The sequence below is a fragment of the Corynebacterium sp. HMSC06D04 genome (genome assembly GCF_001807315.1).
Taxonomy (GTDB): domain Bacteria; phylum Actinomycetota; class Actinomycetes; order Mycobacteriales; family Mycobacteriaceae; genus Corynebacterium; species Corynebacterium simulans.
In genome coordinates this window covers 147,351-169,152 of the sequence record NZ_KV788548.1, presented here as the reverse complement: position 1 = coordinate 169,152, position 21,802 = coordinate 147,351, and the positions used below count along the sequence as shown (strand labels likewise).

The 21,802-nt window shown below is 59.7% G+C and carries 22 protein-coding genes and 1 pseudogene; 12 read left to right on the top strand and 11 right to left on the bottom strand.

Annotated elements, in window-relative coordinates:
• The first annotated feature begins 50 nt into the window (after positions 1-50).
• Genes HMPREF3155_RS08155 through HMPREF3155_RS08135 form a run of 5 tightly spaced genes read left to right on the top strand, consistent with a single transcriptional unit; the run spans position 51 to position 6,354 of the window.
• Positions 51-1,535: an ABC transporter substrate-binding protein gene (locus tag HMPREF3155_RS08155; RefSeq protein WP_070433027.1), complete on the top strand. Its 1,485-nt coding sequence runs from the start codon at positions 51-53 to the stop codon at positions 1,533-1,535.
• On the top strand, positions 1,532-2,461 hold the full coding sequence (locus tag HMPREF3155_RS08150) for an ABC transporter permease (protein ID WP_210385653.1): 930 nt from the start codon (positions 1,532-1,534) through the stop codon (positions 2,459-2,461). The genes HMPREF3155_RS08155 and HMPREF3155_RS08150 overlap by 4 nt, the downstream gene beginning before the upstream one ends.
• Positions 2,458-3,261 carry an ABC transporter permease gene (locus tag HMPREF3155_RS08145; RefSeq protein ID WP_070433026.1) on the top strand — a complete coding sequence of 268 codons (804 nt, stop codon included), beginning with the start codon at positions 2,458-2,460 and terminating at the stop codon, positions 3,259-3,261. Before HMPREF3155_RS08150 ends, HMPREF3155_RS08145 begins: the two co-directional genes overlap by 4 nt.
• Complete coding sequence (locus HMPREF3155_RS08140) at positions 3,258-4,658, top strand: ATP-binding cassette domain-containing protein (RefSeq protein ID WP_070433025.1); 1,401 nt, start codon at positions 3,258-3,260, stop codon at positions 4,656-4,658. The genes HMPREF3155_RS08145 and HMPREF3155_RS08140 overlap by 4 nt, the downstream gene beginning before the upstream one ends.
• A gap of 13 nt (positions 4,659-4,671) precedes the next feature.
• Positions 4,672-6,354: an FUSC family protein gene (locus tag HMPREF3155_RS08135; RefSeq protein ID WP_070433024.1), complete on the top strand. Its 1,683-nt coding sequence runs from the start codon at positions 4,672-4,674 to the stop codon at positions 6,352-6,354.
• On the opposite strand, the gene HMPREF3155_RS13390 is transcribed toward HMPREF3155_RS08135, so the two are convergent.
• The 3 genes from HMPREF3155_RS13390 to HMPREF3155_RS08125 are packed head-to-tail and all read right to left on the bottom strand — an operon-like array spanning position 6,328 to position 8,392.
• On the bottom strand, positions 6,328-6,462 hold the full coding sequence (locus HMPREF3155_RS13390) for a hypothetical protein (protein WP_256365590.1): 135 nt from the start codon (positions 6,460-6,462) through the stop codon (positions 6,328-6,330). The genes HMPREF3155_RS08135 and HMPREF3155_RS13390 overlap by 27 nt on opposite strands.
• A gap of 53 nt (positions 6,463-6,515) precedes the next feature.
• Positions 6,516-7,142 carry a response regulator gene (locus tag HMPREF3155_RS08130; RefSeq protein ID WP_049063143.1) on the bottom strand — a complete coding sequence of 209 codons (627 nt, stop codon included), beginning with the start codon at positions 7,140-7,142 and terminating at the stop codon, positions 6,516-6,518.
• Positions 7,139-8,392, bottom strand: a complete 1,254-nt coding sequence (locus HMPREF3155_RS08125; protein ID WP_246817713.1) for a sensor histidine kinase — start codon at positions 8,390-8,392, stop codon at positions 7,139-7,141. Before HMPREF3155_RS08125 ends, HMPREF3155_RS08130 begins: the two co-directional genes overlap by 4 nt.
• Positions 8,393-8,479: 87 nt before the next feature.
• Here HMPREF3155_RS08125 and HMPREF3155_RS08120 point away from each other — a divergent pair, with 87 nt between their 5' ends.
• Both HMPREF3155_RS08120 and HMPREF3155_RS08115 read left to right on the top strand, forming a co-directional pair.
• On the top strand, positions 8,480-8,923 hold the full coding sequence (locus tag HMPREF3155_RS08120) for a hypothetical protein (protein ID WP_070433023.1): 444 nt from the start codon (positions 8,480-8,482) through the stop codon (positions 8,921-8,923).
• Positions 8,923-9,729, top strand: a complete 807-nt coding sequence (locus HMPREF3155_RS08115) for a PrsW family glutamic-type intramembrane protease (RefSeq protein ID WP_070433022.1) — start codon at positions 8,923-8,925, stop codon at positions 9,727-9,729. Before HMPREF3155_RS08120 ends, HMPREF3155_RS08115 begins: the two co-directional genes overlap by 1 nt.
• On the opposite strand, the gene HMPREF3155_RS12685 is transcribed toward HMPREF3155_RS08115, so the two are convergent.
• Both HMPREF3155_RS12685 and HMPREF3155_RS08110 read right to left on the bottom strand, forming a co-directional pair.
• Positions 9,626-10,258, bottom strand: coding sequence for a response regulator (locus HMPREF3155_RS12685; RefSeq protein WP_082778636.1), 633 nt, complete (start codon positions 10,256-10,258; stop codon positions 9,626-9,628). The two genes, HMPREF3155_RS08115 and HMPREF3155_RS12685, sit on opposite strands and share 104 nt — an antisense overlap.
• A complete protein-coding gene (locus HMPREF3155_RS08110; RefSeq protein WP_070433021.1) occupies positions 10,228-11,331 on the bottom strand; it encodes a sensor histidine kinase in 1,104 nt (367 codons plus the stop codon). The genes HMPREF3155_RS12685 and HMPREF3155_RS08110 overlap by 31 nt, the downstream gene beginning before the upstream one ends.
• A gap of 65 nt (positions 11,332-11,396) precedes the next feature.
• Here HMPREF3155_RS08110 and HMPREF3155_RS13470 point away from each other — a divergent pair.
• Positions 11,397-12,002, top strand: a pseudogene (locus HMPREF3155_RS13470) (lysostaphin resistance A-like protein); the annotation flags it as partial.
• 122 nt (positions 12,003-12,124) lie between these two features.
• On the opposite strand, the gene HMPREF3155_RS08105 reads toward HMPREF3155_RS13470, so the two are convergent.
• From HMPREF3155_RS08105 to lepA, 3 genes are all read right to left on the bottom strand, one after another.
• Positions 12,125-13,471 carry a M20 metallopeptidase family protein gene (locus tag HMPREF3155_RS08105; protein ID WP_062037886.1) on the bottom strand — a complete coding sequence of 449 codons (1,347 nt, stop codon included), beginning with the start codon at positions 13,469-13,471 and terminating at the stop codon, positions 12,125-12,127.
• A gap of 53 nt (positions 13,472-13,524) precedes the next feature.
• A complete protein-coding gene (locus HMPREF3155_RS08100) occupies positions 13,525-14,640 on the bottom strand; it encodes an HNH endonuclease (RefSeq protein ID WP_062037883.1) in 1,116 nt (371 codons plus the stop codon).
• 161 nt (positions 14,641-14,801) lie between these two features.
• Positions 14,802-16,652 carry a translation elongation factor 4 gene (lepA, locus tag HMPREF3155_RS08095; protein WP_070433020.1) on the bottom strand — a complete coding sequence of 617 codons (1,851 nt, stop codon included), beginning with the start codon at positions 16,650-16,652 and terminating at the stop codon, positions 14,802-14,804.
• Between the two features lie 18 nt (positions 16,653-16,670).
• On the opposite strand from lepA, the gene HMPREF3155_RS08090 reads away from it, so the two are divergent.
• From HMPREF3155_RS08090 to HMPREF3155_RS08075, 4 genes are all read left to right on the top strand, one after another.
• Positions 16,671-17,210, top strand: coding sequence for a type II toxin-antitoxin system PemK/MazF family toxin (locus tag HMPREF3155_RS08090; protein WP_062037877.1), 540 nt, complete (start codon positions 16,671-16,673; stop codon positions 17,208-17,210).
• A 185-nt stretch (positions 17,211-17,395) separates the two neighbouring features.
• Positions 17,396-17,659, top strand: coding sequence for a 30S ribosomal protein S20 (rpsT, locus tag HMPREF3155_RS08085; RefSeq protein ID WP_061924046.1), 264 nt, complete (start codon positions 17,396-17,398; stop codon positions 17,657-17,659).
• Positions 17,660-17,782: 123 nt separating this feature from the next.
• Entirely contained in the window at positions 17,783-18,625 is an 843-nt protein-coding gene (locus tag HMPREF3155_RS08080; protein ID WP_210385652.1) for a DNA adenine methylase, read from the top strand.
• Positions 18,612-19,850, top strand: coding sequence for a type II restriction enzyme (locus HMPREF3155_RS08075; RefSeq protein ID WP_070433019.1), 1,239 nt, complete (start codon positions 18,612-18,614; stop codon positions 19,848-19,850). The genes HMPREF3155_RS08080 and HMPREF3155_RS08075 overlap by 14 nt, the downstream gene beginning before the upstream one ends.
• Here HMPREF3155_RS08075 and HMPREF3155_RS08070 read toward each other — a convergent pair.
• From HMPREF3155_RS08070 to holA, 3 genes are read right to left on the bottom strand one after another with little or no spacing between them, the layout of a single operon-like run.
• A complete protein-coding gene (locus HMPREF3155_RS08070; RefSeq protein WP_061924054.1) occupies positions 19,837-20,475 on the bottom strand; it encodes a LysE family translocator in 639 nt (212 codons plus the stop codon). The two genes, HMPREF3155_RS08075 and HMPREF3155_RS08070, sit on opposite strands and share 14 nt — an antisense overlap.
• Positions 20,472-20,840 carry an ankyrin repeat domain-containing protein gene (locus HMPREF3155_RS08065; protein WP_070433018.1) on the bottom strand — a complete coding sequence of 123 codons (369 nt, stop codon included), beginning with the start codon at positions 20,838-20,840 and terminating at the stop codon, positions 20,472-20,474. Before HMPREF3155_RS08065 ends, HMPREF3155_RS08070 begins: the two co-directional genes overlap by 4 nt.
• Positions 20,841-20,850: 10 nt before the next feature.
• Positions 20,851-21,798, bottom strand: coding sequence for a DNA polymerase III subunit delta (holA, locus tag HMPREF3155_RS08060; protein ID WP_210385651.1), 948 nt, complete (start codon positions 21,796-21,798; stop codon positions 20,851-20,853).
• Positions 21,799-21,802: the final 4 nt, after the last annotated feature.

The window sequence follows — 21,802 nt, the reverse complement described above, 5'->3', positions numbered from 1 at the left end:
CCCCCCGAGGGACATTCGCTTAACCGAGCCGAAACGCTTAACCTGCTTACATGAAGAAAGTACACCTAGCGCGTGCAGCGAGCGCGCTGGTTCTCGGGGCGTCGCTAAGCGCGTGCTCAGCCGGACACACGGCGGTCAAACCCACCGCCAGTGATTCGCTGACCATTGCCGCAACCGGCGCTGCTACCTCTCTCGATTTCACCAACGTCGGTGGAGCTGCCATCCCTGCCGCACTCATGAGTAACGTCTACGAAACCCTCGTACGCATCGAGGGCGAGGAAATTGTGCCAGGCCTCGCCGAAAGCTGGGATGTAAAAGACACCACCTATACCTTCCACCTGCGCCATGGTGTGCAATTTAGCAACGGAGACGAATTCACCGCCGAGACCGCTGCTTATTCCATCAACAACGTGAAGGAAAAGTGGACCAACGGCATCTCCAAGCAGATGGACGTAGTAGAAAGCGCCACAGCACTCGACAAATACACGCTACAGGTAAAGCTGAAGAAGCACTCGAATAGCTGGCTGTGGTCCATGGGCACGGCAATCGGTGCGATGATGACGCCAAACGCCATGGATTTGGCCACCCAGCCCGTGGGCACGGGCCCCTTTGAGCTTGCCGGATTCGCGCCCGGTGAATACATCTCCCTGCGTCCGCACCAGAATTACTGGGGCAAGGTGCCAAAAGAGCAGGTAACCATCCAGTACTTCCCCGATGCAATCTCTTCGGTCAATTCCCTAAAGTCCGGCGGCGTCGACGTGGTTTGGGCGATGCAGAACCCGGAGCTGCTCGATAACTTGGGCGAGGGAATCCGCACCGCCGTGGGCACCACCAACGGCGAGGTGCTGCTTTCCATGAACAACAACGCCGCGCCTTTCGACGACCCACGCGTGCGCCGCGCAGTGGCCTATGCCGTCGACCGCAAAGCCGCGAATCAGATTCTGTGGGACGGCCTGGCCAAGGACACCGGCGGCGCGCCCGTACCTCCTACCGACCCATGGTTCAACGAGAAGGACTATTACCCTTACGCCCCGCAACGCGCGAAGGAGCTTTTGCAAGAAGCCGGCGCCGAGGGCGCGCACATCACGATTACCGCGCCGACCCTGCCCTATGCCCAGCGCGTCTCTGAGCTTTTATACTCGCAGCTAACTGAGGTCGGCTTCGACGTCACCCTCGAATCCGCCGAGTTCCCCGCCGTCTGGCTGGGCCAAGTCATGGGCGCGAAGGATTACCAAATGTCCCTGGTCTCCCACGTGGAGCCGCGCGATATTCCGACGCTCTTCGGCAACCCGGACTATTACCTGGGCTATGACTCACAGAAGACCCGCGACCTGCTTTCCGCTGCAGATTCCGCCCCGGAGAGCAAATACGCCGCGAGCATGGAAAAGGCCGTGGACCAGATCATGGCCGATGCCGGTGCGCTGACGCTGATGAACATGCCCAACATCGTCCTCTACCGCGATGGCATCGAGGGCCTGAACCCGAACCAGGTAACCGACGCCATCGAGCTGGCAGATCTCAAGGAGGCACCGTGACCTATCTCAAGGCTCTCGCCAAGTTCGTGGTGACCTTGTTCGCCGCCTCCATCGCCATCTTCCTGCTCATGCGCGCAGTCCCGGGCAACCCGGCGCGCGTGGCACTGGGCGTTAACGCCACCGACGACGCCGTCGCCGAGCTGACCACCGCCTTGGGCCTCGACCGCCCGCTTTTGGCACAGTACTTCGATTGGGTCGGTGGCCTGCTCAGCGGAAACTTCGGCACCTCCCTGGCCTCCCAGCAGGACATCACTCCGCTGGTGGTTGACCGCGCGCAGGTCTCGCTGATCTTGGTGGGACTGGCGATCCTCTTGGCCCTCGCCGGCGCCGTGCCGGTTGGCATGTGGCTGGCGCGCACGGGCAATAGCTTCGTCTCCGCACTCACCCAGATAGGCATCGCGATCCCAAGCTTCCTCGTGGGCATCATCATGGTGGCATTCTTCGCGGTGCGGCTGGGTTGGCTGCCGGCCAATGGCTGGATTCCGCCGGACCAGGACTTCGGCGGCTTTATCGCCCGACTCATCATGCCAGTGATCTCTCTGGCCTTGGTGCAGGGTGCGATGCTCACCCGCTACGTGCGCTCCTCCATCGTGGATGTGATGGATCAGGATTACATCCGCACCGCCCGCGCGCTGGGTCTATCCCATGCGGAGGCGCTGCGCCGCCACGGCCTGCGCAATGCGGCCCTGCCGGTGCTCACGGTCACGGGGCTACAGCTGACCACGCTGATTGTGGGTGCGGTGGTCATCGAGTCCGTCTTCGTCATTCCGGGCCTGGGCAGCATGCTTCTCGATGCCGTGTCCAACCGCGATCTCACCACCGTGCAGACCCTGGTTATGCTGTTGGTCTTTTTCACGTTGGCCATCAACTTGGCCACCGACTTGGCCTACCGCGTAATCGATCCGCGTTTGAAGGAGAAGCGATGAAGAAGTTGGGTTTCGTTCTCGTCGGTATCACCGCCCTCCTGGCGGCGGTCTCCCTTTTCTGGACGCCTTATGCGCCGAACATCGCCTCGCCCGATTTGCTGGAGGGCAGCTCCGCTGAGCATCTCCTCGGCACTGATCGCGTTGGTCGCGACATCGCCTCGCGCCTGATGGTCGGCGCACGCATCACGCTCTTCGTGGGCGTCATCGCCGTCGGCATTGCCGCGCTCGTCGGCGTTCCGCTCGGTGTGGTGGCGGGCATGCGCCGAAATAGCATCCTCGACTCCCTCATCATGCGCGGCTCCGATCTGCTGCTGGCTTTCCCTGCCTTGCTGCTGGCCATCATCGCCGGCGCGGTATGGGGTCCGTCGACGATTTCGGCCATGATCGCCATCGGCATCGCGGGAATCCCTTCCTTCGCCCGCGTGGCGCGCTCTGGCACCCTGCAGGTGGTCACGCAGGACTTCATCGCCTCGGCGCGCGTGTCCAAGGTTCCATCGCCCACCATCGCGGTGCGCCATATCCTGCCTAACATCGCCCCGCTTATCATCGTGCAGTCCTCCGTCTACTTCGCACTCGCGATCCTCGCCGAGGCCGGCCTTTCCTTCCTGGGCCTCGGCACCACCCCACCCACCGCGTCTTGGGGCCGCATGCTGCAAGATTCCCAGTCCCTGCTGGCCAGCCATCCCATGCAGGCCTTCTGGCCGGGCCTTGCCATCGCCGCCACGGTGCTGGGCTTTAACCTGCTTGGCGACGCCCTGCGCGACATCCTCGATCCCCGCCTGAAAGGAGGCAAGCGATGATTACCGTCACCGACCTTCGCATCCACAACGGCGATAAAACGCTCGTCGGCCCTTTGAACTTTTCCTTGGATGCCGGCGAGAGCCTCGGCATCATCGGTGAGTCCGGCTCCGGCAAGTCCCTGACCGCGCTGGCCATCATGGGCTTGCTGCCAAAAAACCTCCACGCTGAGGGTTCCATCGAGCTTGGCGGACGCGAGCTCGTGGGCCTGCGCGACCGCCAGGTGCGCAAGCTGCGCGGCGCCGGCATGGCGATGGTCTTCCAGGAGCCGATGAGCGCGCTCGACCCGCTCATGCGCGTGAGCAAGCAGCTGCGCTACGCCGGCGCGTCTGCTGGGGCGCTCAACGAGGTGGGCCTCGATCCGACCCTTGCCGCGCGCTTCCCGCACGAGCTGTCTGGTGGCCAGCGCCAGCGCGTAATGATTGCCATGGCCATGGCCCGCAACCCCAAGCTGCTCATCTGCGACGAGCCCACCACGGCCCTCGATGCCACCACGCAAGACGACATCCTGGATCTCATCATGGAACTGACCCAGCGCCACAACACCGCGCTGCTATTCATCAGCCATGACCTACGCGTCATCCGCCGCATGTGCCCTGAGACGTTGGTCATGCAGGACGGCCAGATCGTCGAATCCGGCGCGGCGCTGGACAACCCCCAGCACCCGTACACCAAGCACCTCATCGCGGCCTCCCAGTCCAAGCCGGCTGCCGCTGAGCCGAAGCTCGGCGAGGTTGTCATTTCCCTCGACCACATCACCAAGGCTTACGGCTCCACTACTGCGCTTTCCGACGTCTCCCTCGAAGTACGCAAGGGCGAGCGCATCGGCGTCGTCGGCAGTTCCGGCTCCGGTAAGACGACGTTGCTCAAGCTCATCACCGGCCTTGAGCAGCCGACCTCCGGGTCCGTGAAGGTGGAAGGCCGAGTGCAGATGGTATTCCAGGACCCGCAAGGTTCCCTCAATCCACGCATGCCGATCTGGAAGATCGTGGCTGAGGGCTCGCCCACACCGGTCACGCGTGCCGAGATTACGAAAGTCTTGGCGGAGGTCGGCATCGACGAGAATGCCTTGGACCGCTTCCCCCACGAGTTCTCCGGCGGCCAGCGCCAGCGCATCTCGATTGCCCGCGCGGTCATCGGCAACCCGGACATCCTCCTCGCCGACGAAGCGGTCTCCGCCCTCGACGTCTCCGTGCGCGCCCAGGTCCTCGAGCTGCTTGAGAAGCTCGTTGAAAGCTACGGCCTGACGCTGGTGTTCATCTCGCATGATCTGGGTGTGGTCAAGCAAGTGTGTTCCAGCCTGACTGTCATCCACCATGGTGAGCTGGTCGAACGCGGAGTATGGTCCGCCCCACAGCACCCGTATACCAAGTCGCTTCTTAAGGCTGCGCAGGAGTAACGTATGCCGCGATATGAGCGAATTGATTGAGCATCCCCTACCGCAACGCCCGCGCCCGCTACAGCTTTTCACCGCCTACAACTCTTCGGTGACTCGCTGGCCGGGCGCGATGCGTGCTGCTCTCGCCATCGCCATTCCCGGCGCGCTCGCCATCCTCACCGGCCACCCCGACGCCGTGCTGTTGGTCACCGCAGGCGCGATGTCCGTCATTTACGGCGAGGGGCACCCCTATCGCACCCGCCGTTGGGTGATTCTCACTGCGGGTGTGCTCCTTACCTTGGCCGCTACCGTTGGTTCGCTGGTGGGTGAGCTCGTCTTCGCCCCGGGCCACGGACACTGGTGGCTTTTGCTGTCTGCGGCCTTTGCTATTTTCATTGGCGCGCTCGGCGCCTTCCTGCAGAATGCGCTACGCCTGCCGCCGCCGGGTTCCTTCTTCGTGGTGATGGTCGGCGGCGGCTCCACCATGCTCGCGCGCATCGACATCACCCCCTTTGCGGTCGCTGCGTGGTCCATTGCGGGTGTCATCGCTGCGTACTGCCTGGGCATGCTGCCTCGCTTCCACTCCCCGCACGGTCCGGAGGCCCGCACTGTCGCGACCCTAGAGAAGGCAACTGACGCCTTTGAGAACTCCACAACCGACGTCTTGGCACGCCACCATCAGGCACAGACGGCGCTGGCGAATACGTGGCAAGCGCTTTCCGACGCCGGTATCGTCCGCGGCGGCCGCGTCATCCAAACATCACAAGGCCACCTCGTGGAGCGTGCCCTTGCCGCGCAGAACCGTATCGTGCAGCACAACCAGTCGCTGGATCTCTCTGCCAACTCGGATGAGCTTTCTGACTCCCCGACCTACGTCGACCCAAACCGCACCGCCATCCCGCACACCAAGCCGACGATGCGCTACCGCATCTACCGCGCGTCGGTGGGCAACTCGCATGCGGTGGTAACGGTAGAAAAGATTCTGCTTGCGGCCATCGCCACCACGCTCGTGGGCCTTGCACTGGGCCTAGACCGCCCGGACTGGGGCGCAGTTTCCGTGCTGCTTCTTCTGCAGTGGGGCCCGGACCACGTGCCCGGCACCATCCGCGGATTGCAGCGAATGGTGGGCTCGCTGCTCGGTGTGTGCGTGTTCTACCTCATTGCGTCCTTCGGATTAGAAAGCTGGACGCTGCTGCTCGCGCTCGCTGCCTGCCAATTCTGCGCGGAGATCTTCGTGGTCAAGAACTACGCCATCTGCGTCATCTTCTCCACGCCGCTGGCGCTGCTCATGGGCCATACGGCCGATCACTTGGCGTTCACGGCCTTCTCCCGCATCTGTGAGATCGCGCTGTCGGTGGTCTTTTCCTTGCTGGTGCTCTGGCTATGGAAGCCGCGTGCCCAGCTGACCAACCATTACCGTCTGCAGGTCCGCTGCCAGGAAGCAATCACCAGCCTGCTGGGCGCACTACTTTTCTCGACCCCCGACGAGTCCCTAGCCGCTCGCCGCGACCTGCAGTACGAGCTGCTTTCTGAGCGCCGCTCTATCCAGTCCATTGCAGTCAACCACCCGCAACACGTGGGTGAGTTCTGGCAGCGCCACCTTGCCCTGCAGCATGCGGGCTATTTCATCTTGGACTATTGCTCAATTCACCCAGACGAGGTTCCGGGTGACATCAACGCGCTGGTATCCCTAGCTCGAATAGACTTCGAAAAGTAGAGATTTATCGAGCACATGCTCTTCGATGCGCTCAAAGACCTCAAAAGCCGATAGCAACTCGGCATCTGCGACGTCGTACGAAGAATCATCAAAATTTGGCAGTTGCATTCGTGGCAATCCAATCCATTAGAAACTCTGATTCCCTGATACTAGCGGATAAGCTAGCGCTGCTCCAGCACCGCAATCGCGATATGCACGCGGTTCGTGCCGCCAATCTTTTCCAAGATGTGCTTGATGTGCGTCTTGACTGTGGCCACAGAGACATAAAGCTGCTCCGCGATTTCAGTATTGTCCAGCCCCTTCGCCACCAGCTGCGCCACCTCGTTTTCGCGCGCACTCAAATCCGCCAGGACGAGCGGCTCTTGCGGCTGGGCATGCGGAATCGCCAGCAGGTTCTGCAGCGCTTTTGGGCTAAGCAGCTGCTGGCCCTGCGCGGCCGCCCGCACTGAGGCGACTAATGCCTCAGGCCCTGTGGCCTTCAGCAGAAACCCCATCGCTCCCGCGTGCAAGGAATCGACGATGAATTCGTCGGTGTCAAAGGCCGTCAGCATCACCACCGGAATGTCGGGCACGGCCGTCTTCAGCTGCGCCACCGCCTCAATCCCGTCCATGACCGGCATACGGATATCCATCAGCACAATATCCGGGCGTTGTTGCGTAATCAGCTGCACGCCATCGCGCCCATTGCTGGCCTCGCCCACCACTTCGATGTCGCCTGCGCCCTCTAGAATCAGACGGATGCCGCGGCGCAGCAGCTCCTCGTCGTCGACAAGCACAGCAGAAATCATCGTTCCTCCATTGGCAAATACAGGCTCCAGCTAAACTCTTCGCCATCTTCTACGTCTAGGCGCCCGCCCACCAAGCGTGCGCGTTCGCGCATTCCGATAAGCCCATGCTCGCCGCCGCTTGCCGACGCCCCTTCTACCTTCCGGTTGCGCATCGTCACCCGAGCCAAAGCACCATCTTGGGCTACCTCGATCGCAATCTTTTGCCCTGGCGCATGCTTGCGCGCATTCGTCAGACCTTCTTGCACGGCACGGCTCAACGTATGTACACCCATAGTCGAAATCTTATCTAAGCAATCATCGCGGTACTCAAGCGTGACCTTGGCACCGGCGGCGCGCGCTTGCACTACGTGATCGTCGATGCTGGTGCGCGGGTCAATTCGATCATCGATACGCAAAGAGCGAATGACCTGCCGCAGATCGGTCACCGCCTGCTCGGCCTCTTTTTGGATAGTCGTAGCGGATTCCGCTACCTGCTCCGGCGGCAAATCCTTCCGGTACGCCAGTCCACCGGCATATACAGAGATAAGGCTTAGCCGATGTGAGAGCGAATCGTGCATATCGCGGGCGATGCGGTTGCGCTCATCCTGGCGGACTTTTTCGCTTTCTGCTTCCAGGGTCTGTCTATTCAGCTCCGCGCGCGCCACCAGCGTGGCCTGACGTTGGCGGCGACTATGGCGCGCGACGCCTATCAACAGCCCTGATAGAACAAACATGGCCCAGATAAGGGCATACCCGGCCACCGCCATAGGCACGGTTTCGAAAGAGTCCGGCTTATAAACCTTGACGCCATAACTTAAGGTGAGCACCGCCGTTGCTGCCAATGTCCAGCGCTTGCTTCCACGCGAGACCAGAGAAACATAGGCAACGAAGACTGTCAGTGAGAACTGATGCAGTCCCGCCGAAGCGCAGATGATCACCGCGCTGACCAGCGCGGAGACCGGACCAGGATAGCGTTCGTAAATGCTAAACTCCCGCGGCACGTGCCGCAGCGCAAAGGCCAGCAAGACCCAGGTGAGGATGCTCACCGACGTCCCAATAGCGGCCTCAGTAAGGATGCGATCATCCCACGAATTGCCAGAGCGCTCGTCGAAGCGCAGGAGCATCGCCCCCATCGTGGCTATATCAGCCAGCACACACACGGCGACGATGGCGGCACGCCGCCACCGCGTTACCCCGTTTAACGTGTTGAGGTAGGTGGCATGCCGCTGCTTTTCAATCCAGTTCTTAATCTTCGACTGTGCCGTACTCATCTCCACCCACAGTAGTAGGAGGCCTAGAGCCACAAATCCACCCTGGGGTGGATTTAACGCATAGCCATTCTCCGTAGCGTCGGAGACATGGACAAGAAAGTATTAACAGCCCTAGCTGCAGCTACTGCGTATTTCGTGGCAGTGCCGGCGGCAAGCGCACTGCTGCCTGAGCCCACTACCCCGACGAGCGCCGTCGCCTTCCACGATGTCGCCATCACCGATCTGGAATGCGCGCAAAGCCCGACATATCTTAACGACTCCCCCCGATGGGAATGCGGGGATACCATCATCGGCGCTGACCCCGGCCAGACCTTCGGGGAACCTGAGACTGCGTTACTACGAAAGCACCGCTATATTCTCGATACCCCTTTCCTCTCGGATGCCCCGGTACGTCAGCCTCAGAAAAATCTCTATCGCCTCGACGAAGGCGACAAGGTAACCGTCCTGTACGACTCCGACGATAAGAAGCTGTTCTTCCATCTCGAGGGGCCTGACGCCGCCCGCTATGCAGACAAAATGGAGGTCAAATAATGAAATACCTATTTTATGTGCTCGCTACCGCGGGTCTCGCTTACTCCGTGCACTTCGAGTTTAACCAGTCTTACGTCACCGCCAGCCTCATCGCTGCACTCATCCATGTGGTGATCTGGACTTGTGCCTCCTGGCTCGCGTTCCGAGGCCACCGCGGCACGGCCCTAGGCATGCTCTGGGGCGCGGCGTGCACCGGCCCGGCTGTCTTCTTCAACTCGCACTTCACCACCATCTTGGAAAAACTGCAGTTGCAGTGGCTAGATGCCGCTGGCTTCGCGCCAATTACTGAAGAGACTCTGAAGTTCATTGGTGTTCTGCTCATCTGTACTTACTTCATTAAGCCCCAACGCACTCGCGACTTCGTCTACGTCGGTATCGCCGTAGGCATGGGCTTTGCGATCGTGGAGGATTGCACCTTCATCGCACACCTAACGCTGAAAGACCTCGACTCAGATCTCATGGGCGCAACTACTGGGGTGCTCATCAGGTTTATTGGTTGCACCTTCGCACACTCCCTCTTTACCGGCATCGCGGCATATGGCTTGGCCCGTGGCCGCGCACTCGCCGGTTGGATGGGCGGCGTCACGGTTCACTTCTTCACGAACCTCTTTCCCTCGCTGGATGCCACCTTCCCGGAGAGCCTCTGGTTGCCCATTGCAACTTTAGTGGTAGTGGGGGCAATCTGGATCGCGTCGCTCTGGTTTATCGTCCGCCAAGTACGGCAATCGCGACGTGAACGCGGCTCGTCCCGCCGAGTTTCTTCAAAATCTTCTGCACGTGAGTCTTTACTGTCGGTAGCGAAATAAAAAGCTGCTCTGCAATTTGTTGATTACTTAACCCATCTGCCACCAGCTCCGCAATCTCCATCTCGCGGTCGCTAAGGTGCGCCAGCCGCCTGTTCTTCCGCTTTGGCCGCGGGGAGAGCAGGCGTTCAAGTACCTCACGGCTGAGCATCGGTTGGCCTGCCGCAGCCGCGCGAACGGCAGCAACAAGCGCTTCCGGTGGCGTCGATTTCAATAGGAATCCAACGGCACCGGCTTGGAGCGCATCGACAATAAATTCGTCGGTATCGAAAGCGGTTAACATCACCACGGGAATCGACGCCGGCAACTTCCCCAGCGCCTCGATGCCATCCATGACGGGCATGCGAATGTCCATGAGCACGACATCGGGAAGCGCGTCCAGCACCGCTGCTATCGCATCCTTGCCATTAGAGGCCTCCCCCACCACCTCGATACCGGCATTGGCCAGCATGAGCCGCAGGCCACTGCGCAATAGCGCCTCGTCATCGACCAGCACCACCTTTAGCGCTTCGTCGGCAGCTGCAATTCCCATCCGAATTCATCTCCCTCCAGCATCCGAAATTTTCCTCCGATAAGTTCCGCGCGCTCAGCCAGACCCCGCAGCCCAAAGCCACGCCCCACTGGACCCGTATGCGGGTTGGATACGGTGAGCACGAGATTGGGGCCGCGCTTGGCGACGTCGAAAAGCACCGGCTTTCCCCGCGCGTACTTGCGAGCATTGGTGGCTGCCTCCTGGACCGCTCGATACAACGTGTGCTGGCCTAAGGTATCGAGCCTTTCTACTATGCCTGGATCAGTGGAATAGCGCAGCTTAACGTTGTCATCTCGAATGAGCGTTTCGATGCTTGCTCGTGGATCTTCTGCTGCCTCCTGCCGCAGAGCATAAAGCACAGCGCGCAGATCCTGTACTGCAGCATTCGCTTCTTGGCGAATCGTCTCCGCCGCCGCGGAATACTCCTTGGAAACCTGCTCGTTCTGAAAAGACAATGCCCCTGCATGCACGGCAATCAGCGACAACCGATGCGACAGTGAATCGTGCATGTCACGCGCTATCTCTTCCCGAATTTCGCGCTGTAGATTCTGTTGCTTCTCGCGGTTCTTGCCGCGCTGCATGCCGATCAGAAGCACGATTACGAGTACTGGAACGATGCCAAATTCCAACCAGCCTTCGAACTCACTCGCAGGGTTGAGAGGATAGACAGCGAGATAGCTAAGCGACGCCACTACTGCCGCCACCGACCACTTCACGGACCTCCGTGATGTCATGGACACCATGGCCACCAGCTGAGATAGCACGGCAAAATAAGAAAAGCCGCAAGCAATCACGACAACCCCGCAGACGAAGGTCTTCCGCGTTCCTGGGAAGTCAGATTTCTCCAGCTCCCGCGGATCATGAGAAATGGCCCATGGCAGCAAACCCCACGAAACCATCCCGGCGATGAAACTCAAGCAAACGAAGCCGGCATAGGCTCTATCGGTTTGCGGCTCGATGTTGGGCAACCCCATGTCTTCTAAGTCGATGCCGATACCGATCAGTCCAAAGCAGCACCCGCCTAGGACGCAGAGCACGACGATGAAAGCTACCTGCCAACGGTTCCTAGTCATGATTCATACCTTAAAGGCCGCAAACTCATTCTTAAGGATGATTAATTACCAGCGACTGTTTAGTCATGACTTTTCATCGCTGTTTAAAACGCCCGATCCTTTACTTCTTCTTTTGGGCGGTGCTGAGCGCCGTACTCTTCGTCGCGCTCATGATCGGTTACGCAATTTTCGCGCCAGACTCAAATCTCGACGACATGAACGCGCCGCTACCTTTTTGCATCATGATGCTCTCCATCATTGTGTTCCTCCCAGGCGCCTTTTGCCGACGCCGGCCCGGTAAGGTGTGGTCAGGCGATGGTCGGTTTCGGTGGCATTATGCCCGGCGCGCCCTTCTCGTGTCGTTGCCCGTTACGCTGTTGAGCTTTCTTCCGATTCTCCGAAATGGATTCTCCCCTGCTCCAAACGCTCTATTGATGCTGGGGCTGGCGGTCATCTTGGTGCCGCTGCAGTCAGTGACGGAGGAAGTTATCTTTCGCAGTCTGCTTCCCCAGGTATTCGGCCGGTGGCTGCGCTCGCCGTGGTTGGCCTATTTGCCCTCGATTCCGCTATTTGTGGCAGGCCATACTTATAACTGGATCGGACTTGTTGACATCTTTGTATTCGCCGTCTGTCTAAGCGTACTCACAGTGATAACGAACGGAATCGAGTACGGATGCGTGATTCATGCGTGCAATAACTTCGTCTTCTTTACTGCTGGCATCTTGGGCTATGTGGACGTTAACGCTGAGAATGTGGGGTGGGGCCAAACCCTGCTCAGCGCATTGACCTGCATTGTTATCTCGGCAATCTTGTACTACTCAACGCCCTCCACCGCAGAGCGCATCACTCTTGTTGCCGGCGAAGGATGCGCGTCTTCGGCAGCCAAGCGCTCAAAGGCTACGGCGGCGAGTGCTGCGGCTTGGTCACCGAGCACCGAATCATCGAACCTTGCCAGCGGCGAATGATTCCACTCGCGCAGGTGCTCCGGGGTATCCGGATTGACGGTGCCGAACCACATGAAGGTGCCAGGTACCTGCGCTAGTACGCCGCCGAAGTCCTCCGAAGCCATCATGGGTGTTTCCATCGGAATGACATTTTCTGCTCCGAACATGCCACCCCACAGCGTCGCGGCAAATTGATTCTCGCGCGGGTTGGTTTTGGTTGCGGAATACAGAACCTCGAAATCCACCTTTGCGGTGCATCTATGCGACGCCGCGACAGAACTGGCCACTTCCACAACCATCTGGCGCACTTGCTCAATCTTTTCGTCGCGCAGCACGCGCACTGTGGCGCCGAGCATGGCGTGATCAGGGATGACGTTAATGGCGCCGTCGCCAGCGCGCAGATTAGTCACCGTGATGACGATCGGCTCGTTAGCGTCGAAGCGGCGAGTCAGTGCAACCTGCAAGGCCATCTGAATCTCCCCCAGTGCTGCGACGGGATCGATGGCGTCATGCGGCCGCGAACCGTGGCCGCCCTTGCCATAGACAGTGATCTTCAGATTCGACGATGATGCCATCATGGGCCCGGAAATATGGTGGAAAGTGCCACGATCCTGCGGGCCGACATGTAAGCCATAAGCGGCAATCGGACGACGCCCCGCCGCATCGAGGACGCCCTCTTCGATCATCGGGAGCGCACCACCGGGGCCTTCTTCGCCGGGCTGGAACATGAAAGTGACGTCGCCAAGCAAGTGCTCCTTCTGCGCGCACAGCAACTTCACCGCTCCGATGAGCCCCGCGGTGTGAAGGTCGTGGCCGCACGCGTGCATCAAGCCGTTGGTGGAAGCGAAAGGATCGCCCGTCTGCTCACGGACCGGCAAGGCATCCATGTCCGCGCGCAGCAGCACAGAAACCGGCCGTGGGCCGCGCTTGCCGCCGCGAAGGACCGCGACCACGGAGCTTAAATCCTGACCGACCTGAATCTCCAACGGCAGGCCTTTGAGCGCCTCGAGAACCTTCTTTTGTGTCCGTGGAAGCTCGAGCCCGATTTCCGGGTTCTGGTGCATATCCCGCCGGAATTCCTGCAGCTGCGGTAAAAGCTTTTGGCCTTCCTCCAAGAACACCTCACTGGCAGTGCGCTCACCAATCTTGGCAGCGGTAACTGGCAACGGTGGAAGCTGCTGGCCTTGGCGAGGTGCCTTCTTCTTAATGGGTTCCATGAATCAATCCTTCCCGGGTTTGACCATCGAGCCTACATGGGACCTACCCCGTATCAAGCAAAGGAGAGTACCCCTCCTCTCGCTTCCCAGGCTTCCATCCTTTGGGCAACGGTTTGGCGCCAGTTCGCGGTGTCTGGCACGAGCACGCCCTCTGGAGAATTGGATTCCCAGCGGCCGTCTTCGAAGAGCCAATAAATCTCCCCGGTAATTGGGTCCATGATGTAGAAGGCACGGCCATCAGTCTTGATGTTGTGACAGTGCTGGCAGAGGCTGACCAAGTTATCGGTGGAAGTTGGGCCATTTTCGCCATGGGGAACGCGGTGGTCGAGCTGGTTGCGGTGGGCTGGCTTGCTGCATCCCGGGCCGCGGCAGGTTCCATCGCGGGCCTCCACGAAGGCGCGAATGCCGGCGGTGGGACGATAAGTCTCGGTCTGTGCTGGCGCGATGTTGCGATAGGAGGCATCTGCAGGCGGGATAACGTAGCCATAGCCCGGAGCAAACGCGAGGGTGGTTTCTGCCTGCTGGAAAAGGTTAATCACGACCTTTTGCTCAACTGGCTCGAGCACGCAGGAAGCAAGTGCGCGAGCGAAGGAAATTCCTTCGTCCGCGGCGCGTTTGCGGACGACGCGATCGATTTTTTCGGCGGTCACGGCGTCAAGGTTGGCGGTAAACTCCCCGCGGCCTGCATGACGCTCGAGTTTATAGCGGTCACGTTCTTCTTCGTCTTCGCCCTTCAAACAATTGTGCAAAGAAAGGACATCAGAAATTACGCTGCGGATGCGCGAAGCCTCCGGCAGGCGCTGGTTTGCGCGGCTGGGCGTAAACAATTCCTCCAAGGCGTCGTCGATATGAGGCAGGACACGCTCCTCGACGCCTTGTAGAGCCCTGCCGACGGCGAGGATTCGGTCAAAATCAAGGAACCAATCGAGCTTATTGAGACGAGTAAGTTTCGGTAGAAAAGAAAGTTTGCGGATGCCGTAGTAAAGATGTTCGGCTTTATAGGAAGTGATGCCGAGGCTGCGTGAGACGTCGTTGAAGGCTAGGTCAGCGTCGTCGCCAGGTTGTGGAATGATCGATTGCAGTGCGAGCCAGTTGAGGCGATTGCTTTCCGTAAAAGCCTGCCCGGCCTGGTTCTTTGGATTCAGTGGAGCGAAGTAAGGTCCGTCCATCGAAGTCTCCTAGGTTTATTTTCCATTATCCGGCGATGCCGGTCAGCTTCCCCTCCAAGCTGTACAAACCCAAGATATAATACACCCCGGACATCCGCAAGAGTGTTCGAAAAATTAGTCCCCCGGCTGCCCCAGCCCCGGGGACGTCGATAAGCGCAGTATTAGCCCTCACCGTCGGTAGAAAGCGCCGCCACGAACGCTTCCTGCGGAACAGATACCGAACCGATGGACTTCATGCGCTTCTTACCAGCCTTCTGCTTCTCCAGCAGCTTACGCTTACGAGAAATATCGCCGCCGTAGCACTTCGCCAGGACGTCCTTGCGCATAGCGCGGATATTCTCACGCGCAATGATCTTGGAGCCAATGGCGGCCTGGACCGGAACCTCGAACTGCTGGCGCGGAATGAGCTCTTTAAGCTTCTTCGTCATCTTGTTGCCGTACCACTGCGCCGAATCGCGGTGAACGATGGCAGAGAAGGCGTCGACCGGATCACCGTTGAGCAGGATATCCACCTTGACCAGATCAGACAGCTGTTCCCCAGCCTCTTCATAGTTCAGCGAAGCATAACCCTTGGTGCGAGACTTCAGCATGTCGAAGAAGTCGAAGATAATCTCACCCAAAGGCATGGTGTAGCGCAGCTCTACGCGGTCTTCAGAGAGGTAGTCCATGCCGCCCATCTGGCCGCGCTTGGACTGGCACAGCTCCATGGTTGGGCCCACGAACTGCTCCGGCACAATGATGGTCATCTTCACGATTGGCTCGTAGACCTCGCGCAACTTGCCACTCGGCCAATCCGAAGGGTTGTGCACGAGGGACTCAGCGCCGTCTTCTGCAACCACGCGGTAGGTAACAGAAGGCGCGGTGGAAATCAGGTCCAAGCCAAACTCGCGCTCCAAGCGGTCGCGCGTGATTTCCATGTGCAAAAGGCCCAAGAAGCCGCAGCGGAAGCCAAAGCCCAGAGCAACGGAGGTCTCTGGCTCGAAGGTCAAGGAGGCGTCGTTAAGCTGCAACTTTTCCAGTGCGTCGCGCAGGTCTGGGAAGTCCGCCTGGGAGATTGGGAAAAGGCCCGAATAGACCATCGGGTTCGGGTCCGCATAACCCTTCAGCGGCTCCTCGGCGCCGTTGGTTGCCCAGGTAACGGTGTCACCCACCTTGGTCTCACGCACATTCTTCACGCCCGTAATCAGGTAACCAACCTCGCCCGGGCCCAAGCCCTCGCACTTGCGCATGGTCGGCGAGACGATACCCACCTCCAGCAGCTCGTGATTAGCACCCGTGGACATCATGGTGACCTTCTGACGCGGGGTCAGCTTGCCGTCCATCATGCGGATATACGTGACGACGCCGCGGTAGGTGTCATAGACGGAGTCGAAAATCATGGCGCGCGCGGGGGCGTCGGCAGGCGCATCCGTGGTTGGCGCTGGCACCAAATCCACGAGCTTATCGAGCAGCTCCTCGACGCCCTCGCCCGTCTTGCCGGACACGCGCAGGACGTCCTCCGGCTCACAGCCGATAATGTTGGCGATCTCGAGGGCGTACTTCTCCGGATCCGCAGCGGGGAGGTCAATCTTGTTGAGGACCGGGATGATCTCCAGATCATTTTCCATCGCCAGATAAAGGTTGGCGAGGGTTTGCGCCTCGATGCCTTGGGCGGCGTCGACAAGCAAAATAGCGCCCTCACATGCCTCGAGCGCGCGGGAGACCTCGTAAGTAAAGTCCACGTGGCCCGGCGTATCAATCATCTGCATGACGAACTCCTCGCCCGCATGCTCACCGGTGCGCGGAACCCAGGGCAGACGCACGTTCTGCGCCTTAATGGTAATGCCGCGCTCGCGCTCGATATCCATGTTGTCGAGGTACTGATCGCGCATGTCGCGCGCGTCAACGACCTGCGAGAACTGCAGGATGCGGTCAGCCAGCGTCGACTTGCCATGGTCGATGTGGGCGATAATGCAGAAGTTTCGAATCTGGGAAAGATCCGTAAACGTAGTGGCCGCAAAGTTTTTAGACATGCGTCTACAATAGTCGACATGACTAGCGGCAACCCACTTACCCGCTTAAGGCAGGCGCTTGGCATCGCAGAACGCGAGCCAGTCGACGTCGGCCTTGCTCACATATCCAACAGGCTAGGCATGAATAATGCTGCTGAGCACCGTGAACCCCGCAAAGCAGCAAAGATTCGCATCGAAACCACCTCCTCGCATCCGCGCACCGTTTGCTTCTCCCCTGACATGGATGGCCAGGCCGATTCCGGCGAGGTGGTGTGGGTCTGGGCGCCTTCCGACGGCAAGCAATCACCGCCGCACGAACGCGCCGTGCTCATCATCTCCCGCACGCGCACCACTGTTTTGGGGCTTTTGATCTCCCCAAATCCAAACCACGCGCACGAGGAAGAATGGCTCGACATCGGCACCGGCGAGTGGGACGAAAGCGGCAGGCAGTGCTGGGTACGCCTAGATCGCATCCTCGAAATCTCTGAGGAAGAATGCCGCCGCCAAGGCACGCTTTTCCCGGAGCGCCGCTTTGAGCGCATCGCCAACCGTTTGCGTTCCCGCTATCACTGGGCGTGATTTGGGTTTTATCCCAGCTCCTGCTAGCTTTTTATAGGTTACTTACTTTCCGGGCGCGTTGGTCGGGGCGGTCAGGACCTTGGGTCCGCTCATCGAACATCAACGCCGCGCATTAATTCAGATGCAGGACATGTCCGGCAGGTTGGTTGCAGTTCAATCACTTTCGATTCCAAGAGGTAATTCAAATGGCAAACATCAAGTCCAAGAAGAAGCGCATTCTCACCAACGAAAAGGCACGTCAGCGCAACAAGGCTGTCCGTTCCGCAGTCCGCACCGAGATCCGCAAGTTCCGCGATCTTGTCACCGCTGGTGACAAGGAAGCTGCCGAGAAGCAGCTCCGCGTCGCTTCCCGCGCACTGGACAAGTCCGTGTCCAAGGGTGTCTTCCACCGCAACACGGCCGCCAACAAGAAGTCCGGTATGGCTAACGCCTTCAACAAGATGGCCTAAGCTTTTTAAAGCCTGACTTTTAATGCCTTTCCTCGCAAGAGGGAGGGCATTTTTTAATCTCCACTCCGAAAGATCCGCACTGATTTTCGAACGTGTCCGGCGGGCACGCTAGGATTTTGAGCTATGAGTCTTGCCAAGCAGCACACCATCAAGCCGCTCCTCAAGTGGGTCGGCGGAAAGCGCCAGCTCCTGCCCGCAATCCACGCTGCCTTACCGGAGTTTAACCATTACTACGAGCCCTTCTTGGGCGGCGGCGCGGTGCTGTTTTCTTTGACCCCGGAAAAGGCCACGGTCAACGATCTCAACTCTGAACTCATCAACGTCTACGAGACCGTGCGCGACGATGTTGACGGTCTCATCTCATTGCTAAGCACCTATCCCAACGAGGAAGACTTCTTCTACGAGATGCGCGGCAAAGACCGCGATTCCTCCTTCGCACACATGACGCGCACCGAGCGCGCCGCGCGCACCATCTACCTGAACAAGACCTGCTACAACGGCCTCTACCGCGTCAATAATGCCGGGCAGTTCAACTCCCCCTTCGGCCGCTACGCCAACCCCGCCATCTGTGACGAAGAGACCCTGCGCGGGGTATCGGGGTATCTCAATGACAACGAGGTTTCCTTCCACACCGGTGACTATGCCGCCATCTTGCAAGACGCCAAAGAGGGGGACTTTGTCTACCTCGATCCTCCCTATGACCCAGTCAATCCCACAAGCAACTTCACTGGGTATCAGTCCGGCGGCTTCGGCCGCGAGGATCAGCTCCGTCTTAAGGAAGTCTGCGACAAACTCGACGCAGCCGGCGTGAAGTTCCTGCTATCGAACTCCGCCACGGATTTCATCCAGGAGATCTATTCCGCCTACGAGATAGACATCGTTGGGGCCACCCGCGCCATCAATTCCGTGGCATCCAAGCGCGGCAAAGTCGACGAAGTATTGGTGCGTAACTATGGCGAGGCTTAACGACGTCGCGTGGCAGCGCATCCTCGACGCCGAGACCTTGGCACGCATCGAACGCGAAGGCTTCGTGGAATTTAGCGCCAAACAGCTCAAAGAAAAGGGCAGCCGAGAGCCGCGCCTTCTGGCCAAACATGACTTTTCCGCTTCCCGCCCGGAGATTTTCCAGGAGCACAACTTAAGCATCTTCCCCATCCGGCGCGATGGATACGTCGTGGGCAACTTCGACGTCTACGAGCCTTTTCCGGAGACCGTGACGCCGCTTAAGACGCTGCCCGTTCCGCAAGGGGTTGAATCGCTTGACTTCGACAACTTAAGCTCCGAGACCCTCGTGCTCAATGCCGCGGTGATTGCGGGAGTGCTGCAGGATTTCCTGGGCGTCGATAAGCTGCATGCCACCGTGGCTGGGCGCATGTCCACCGGCACCGTCAGCATGCGCCTGCGCGGCGAGGAGCTCGTGGTGGACCGTGCGCAGATGGAAATAGACGGCGGGTTTGAGGCGCCCGAGTGCCTGGTGCTCATCGAGTGCAAGAATCATATCTCGCCCGATTTCAACATTCGCCAGCTTTATCTGCCTTTCCGGCGCTTTAGCCAACAGCTGGGAAAGGAAGTTGTGCCGGTATACCTGGTCTATTCCAACGGCATCTTCCACCTGTATCGCTATCGTTTCAGCGATGCGGAAGATTTCCGCAGCATCCAGCTCGAGGCCGCCGCACGTTATATGCTCGGCGAATCCGAGCTCAACACCGAATCCGTCAAGGCGGTCCTACGGCGCAGCAGCCCACGCGAGGCGGAGATTCCCTTTCCCCAGGCCGATTCCTTTGCGCGCGTGGTCAGCCTCTGGGAAATGCTGCCACTGCCCAAGGCGGAGATTCCCGAGCACTTTGGGTTTAGCCACCGTCAGGCTGACTATTACTTGAATGCCGGCCGTTACTTGGGCCTAATGCGCATCGAGGATGAGCTGGTCGAGGGAATCGAACTGGCCGATACCCGCGACGGACGCAACCTACAGCTCATCGAGGCGCTAGCTAGCCGGCCTGTCTTCCACGAGATGGTGGCCGCCGTGGCCGAGAAGCAGCGCATGCTGAGCAAGGAAGAAGCCGTGGCCATCATGGAGGCGGCCGACCTGAATATCTCTGGTTCTACGCTTCCCCGCCGCGCCCAAACCGTGGTGGCGTGGTCGCAGTGGGTGGCAGAGCTTTTCGCGCCGCAGCAACTTAGCCTGTTATAGCGGCAATAATTAGGCCCACACCGGCCACGGCGAAGAAACAACCCGAAGCGATGTCGATGATGGGTCCGGCGGCAAGAAGGCGGCGTCGGATAGCGTTGGTGGAAATCACCGTTGCAACGGTCACGAAGACCAAGTAGCTGGAAATGCCCATGCTCAGCACGAGCCCCGCGGCCAGCCACAGCGGCGGGTGCGGCGGCAGCAAAGGCGCGATCATCGCCGCCAAGTAGAGCACGATCTTCGGGTTCGAAAGGTTGGTGAAAAGCCCTGTGCGGAAGACTTGCTTGACACTACCCAACCGCGATACTGCCTCATCTAGGTTCAACGCCGGCTGTTTGCGCTGCGCCAGGCCCGTGCGAACATTCTGCAGGCCCATCCAGATGAGGAAGCAGCCGCCGATGCCCTGAATGAAGCGGAGCAGCCCCGGGAATGCGGTCAGCAACGCCGCCGCGCCGAACACCGTGAGCGTGCACCAGAAAAGCACGCCGACCTGAGTGCCCGTGACGGCCGCAACCGCATGCTTGCGCGAGCGGGTGGCGTAACGGGTCACCAGTACGATGTCTGGTCCCGGCGCGAGGGCGCCCACCATGTTCATGGCGATGAGGAACGCAAACGCGGACCAGCTCATGAAAGGCGCTCGATCAAATCTTCGCGGCCGAACATGCGGGCAGAATCCAAGGCATTAGGCTGGCCGGCCTGCGGATCGGCACCGGCTGCTAGGAGGGCTTCGATCACCGCATCCTCTTTCTTAAAAATTGCTCCTGCCAGCGGGGATTGATTGCGGTCATTGAGCAGGTTCACGTCCCCGCCTGCGGCAGCTAACTTGGTCACGAGCTCCGCATGGCCGTTGTATGCCGCCAGCATGACGAAGGAATGGCCGTCCTGGTTGACCATGTTCGGGTTCACGCCTTGGGCGATGTACTCCAGCAACGTGACGTCGCCATTGCGTGCGAAATCAAAAAGCTTCGTGGCAAATTCTTGGATGTCTTCCATGCGAAATAGTTTATCGCGCAAGCTCGGCTACTCTACGCACAGCGGCCTCTACCGCAAACTCTTCGTCGCCGCCTTGGCCTTTGACTGCGGCATCGAGCTCGGCCATGAGCACCACTGCCTTGTTCACGGAATCCTCCGACCAGCGGCGCGCCACCGGGTGAGTCAGCTTCACCACGTAAGGAGCAAGGCCGGTTGCCTTGGCCAAAGAGTATTGGTCGCCGCGGGCGGAATAGAGCCTGGCGATTGCGCCTACCTTATTCGCCAGCGCCGCCGAGATGGCAACGGGCGAGGCACCTAATTGGAGAGCGCGCCGGCACGTGGAGACGGCGGCTTCCACGCGCCCGGCTACGGCGGCGTCGGCGATGTCCCAGTTCGCCACCTCAGCCACGCCGACGTAGTAGTTGTGCACGGCCTCGCGGGTGACGTTGCCGTTGGTATCGAAGACCAGCTGGGAAATCGCCGAGGCCAGCTCACGCAGATCGGAGCCCACGCCATCGAGCACGGCCTGGACGACGTCGGGGGTTGGCCGTACCCCGTGCGAGGCGAACTCGCGGGTGGCCCAGGTACCCAGCTCGTTGGGATAGAGCGAGAACACCTCGTGCACCTCGCCTACTTTGCGCAGCTTGGCAACGAGCTCTGGTGGTTTCTTCTTACCTTTGAGAGTTTTGGCCGTCACGCTGTAGATGAGCACCAAGGTCATGCCGGGGCCTGGATCGGCGACGGCCTTAAGGAGGATTTGGGTGAGTTCCTTGCCCACCTTTTCGACGTCGCTGATGACGATGACGCGGTTATCGCCAAACAGGGAGGGGCTGGTCGCCATGGCGATTTCCCCCTCCGAGACCTCAGAAGCCTTGAGGCGGACCACCTCGACTCCCTCCCCGGCCGCCTTCTGGATGGAAAGGCGGGCACGTTCGGTGAGGAATTCGTCGTCGCCGAGGATGAGATGGACCTGATTCATAGGA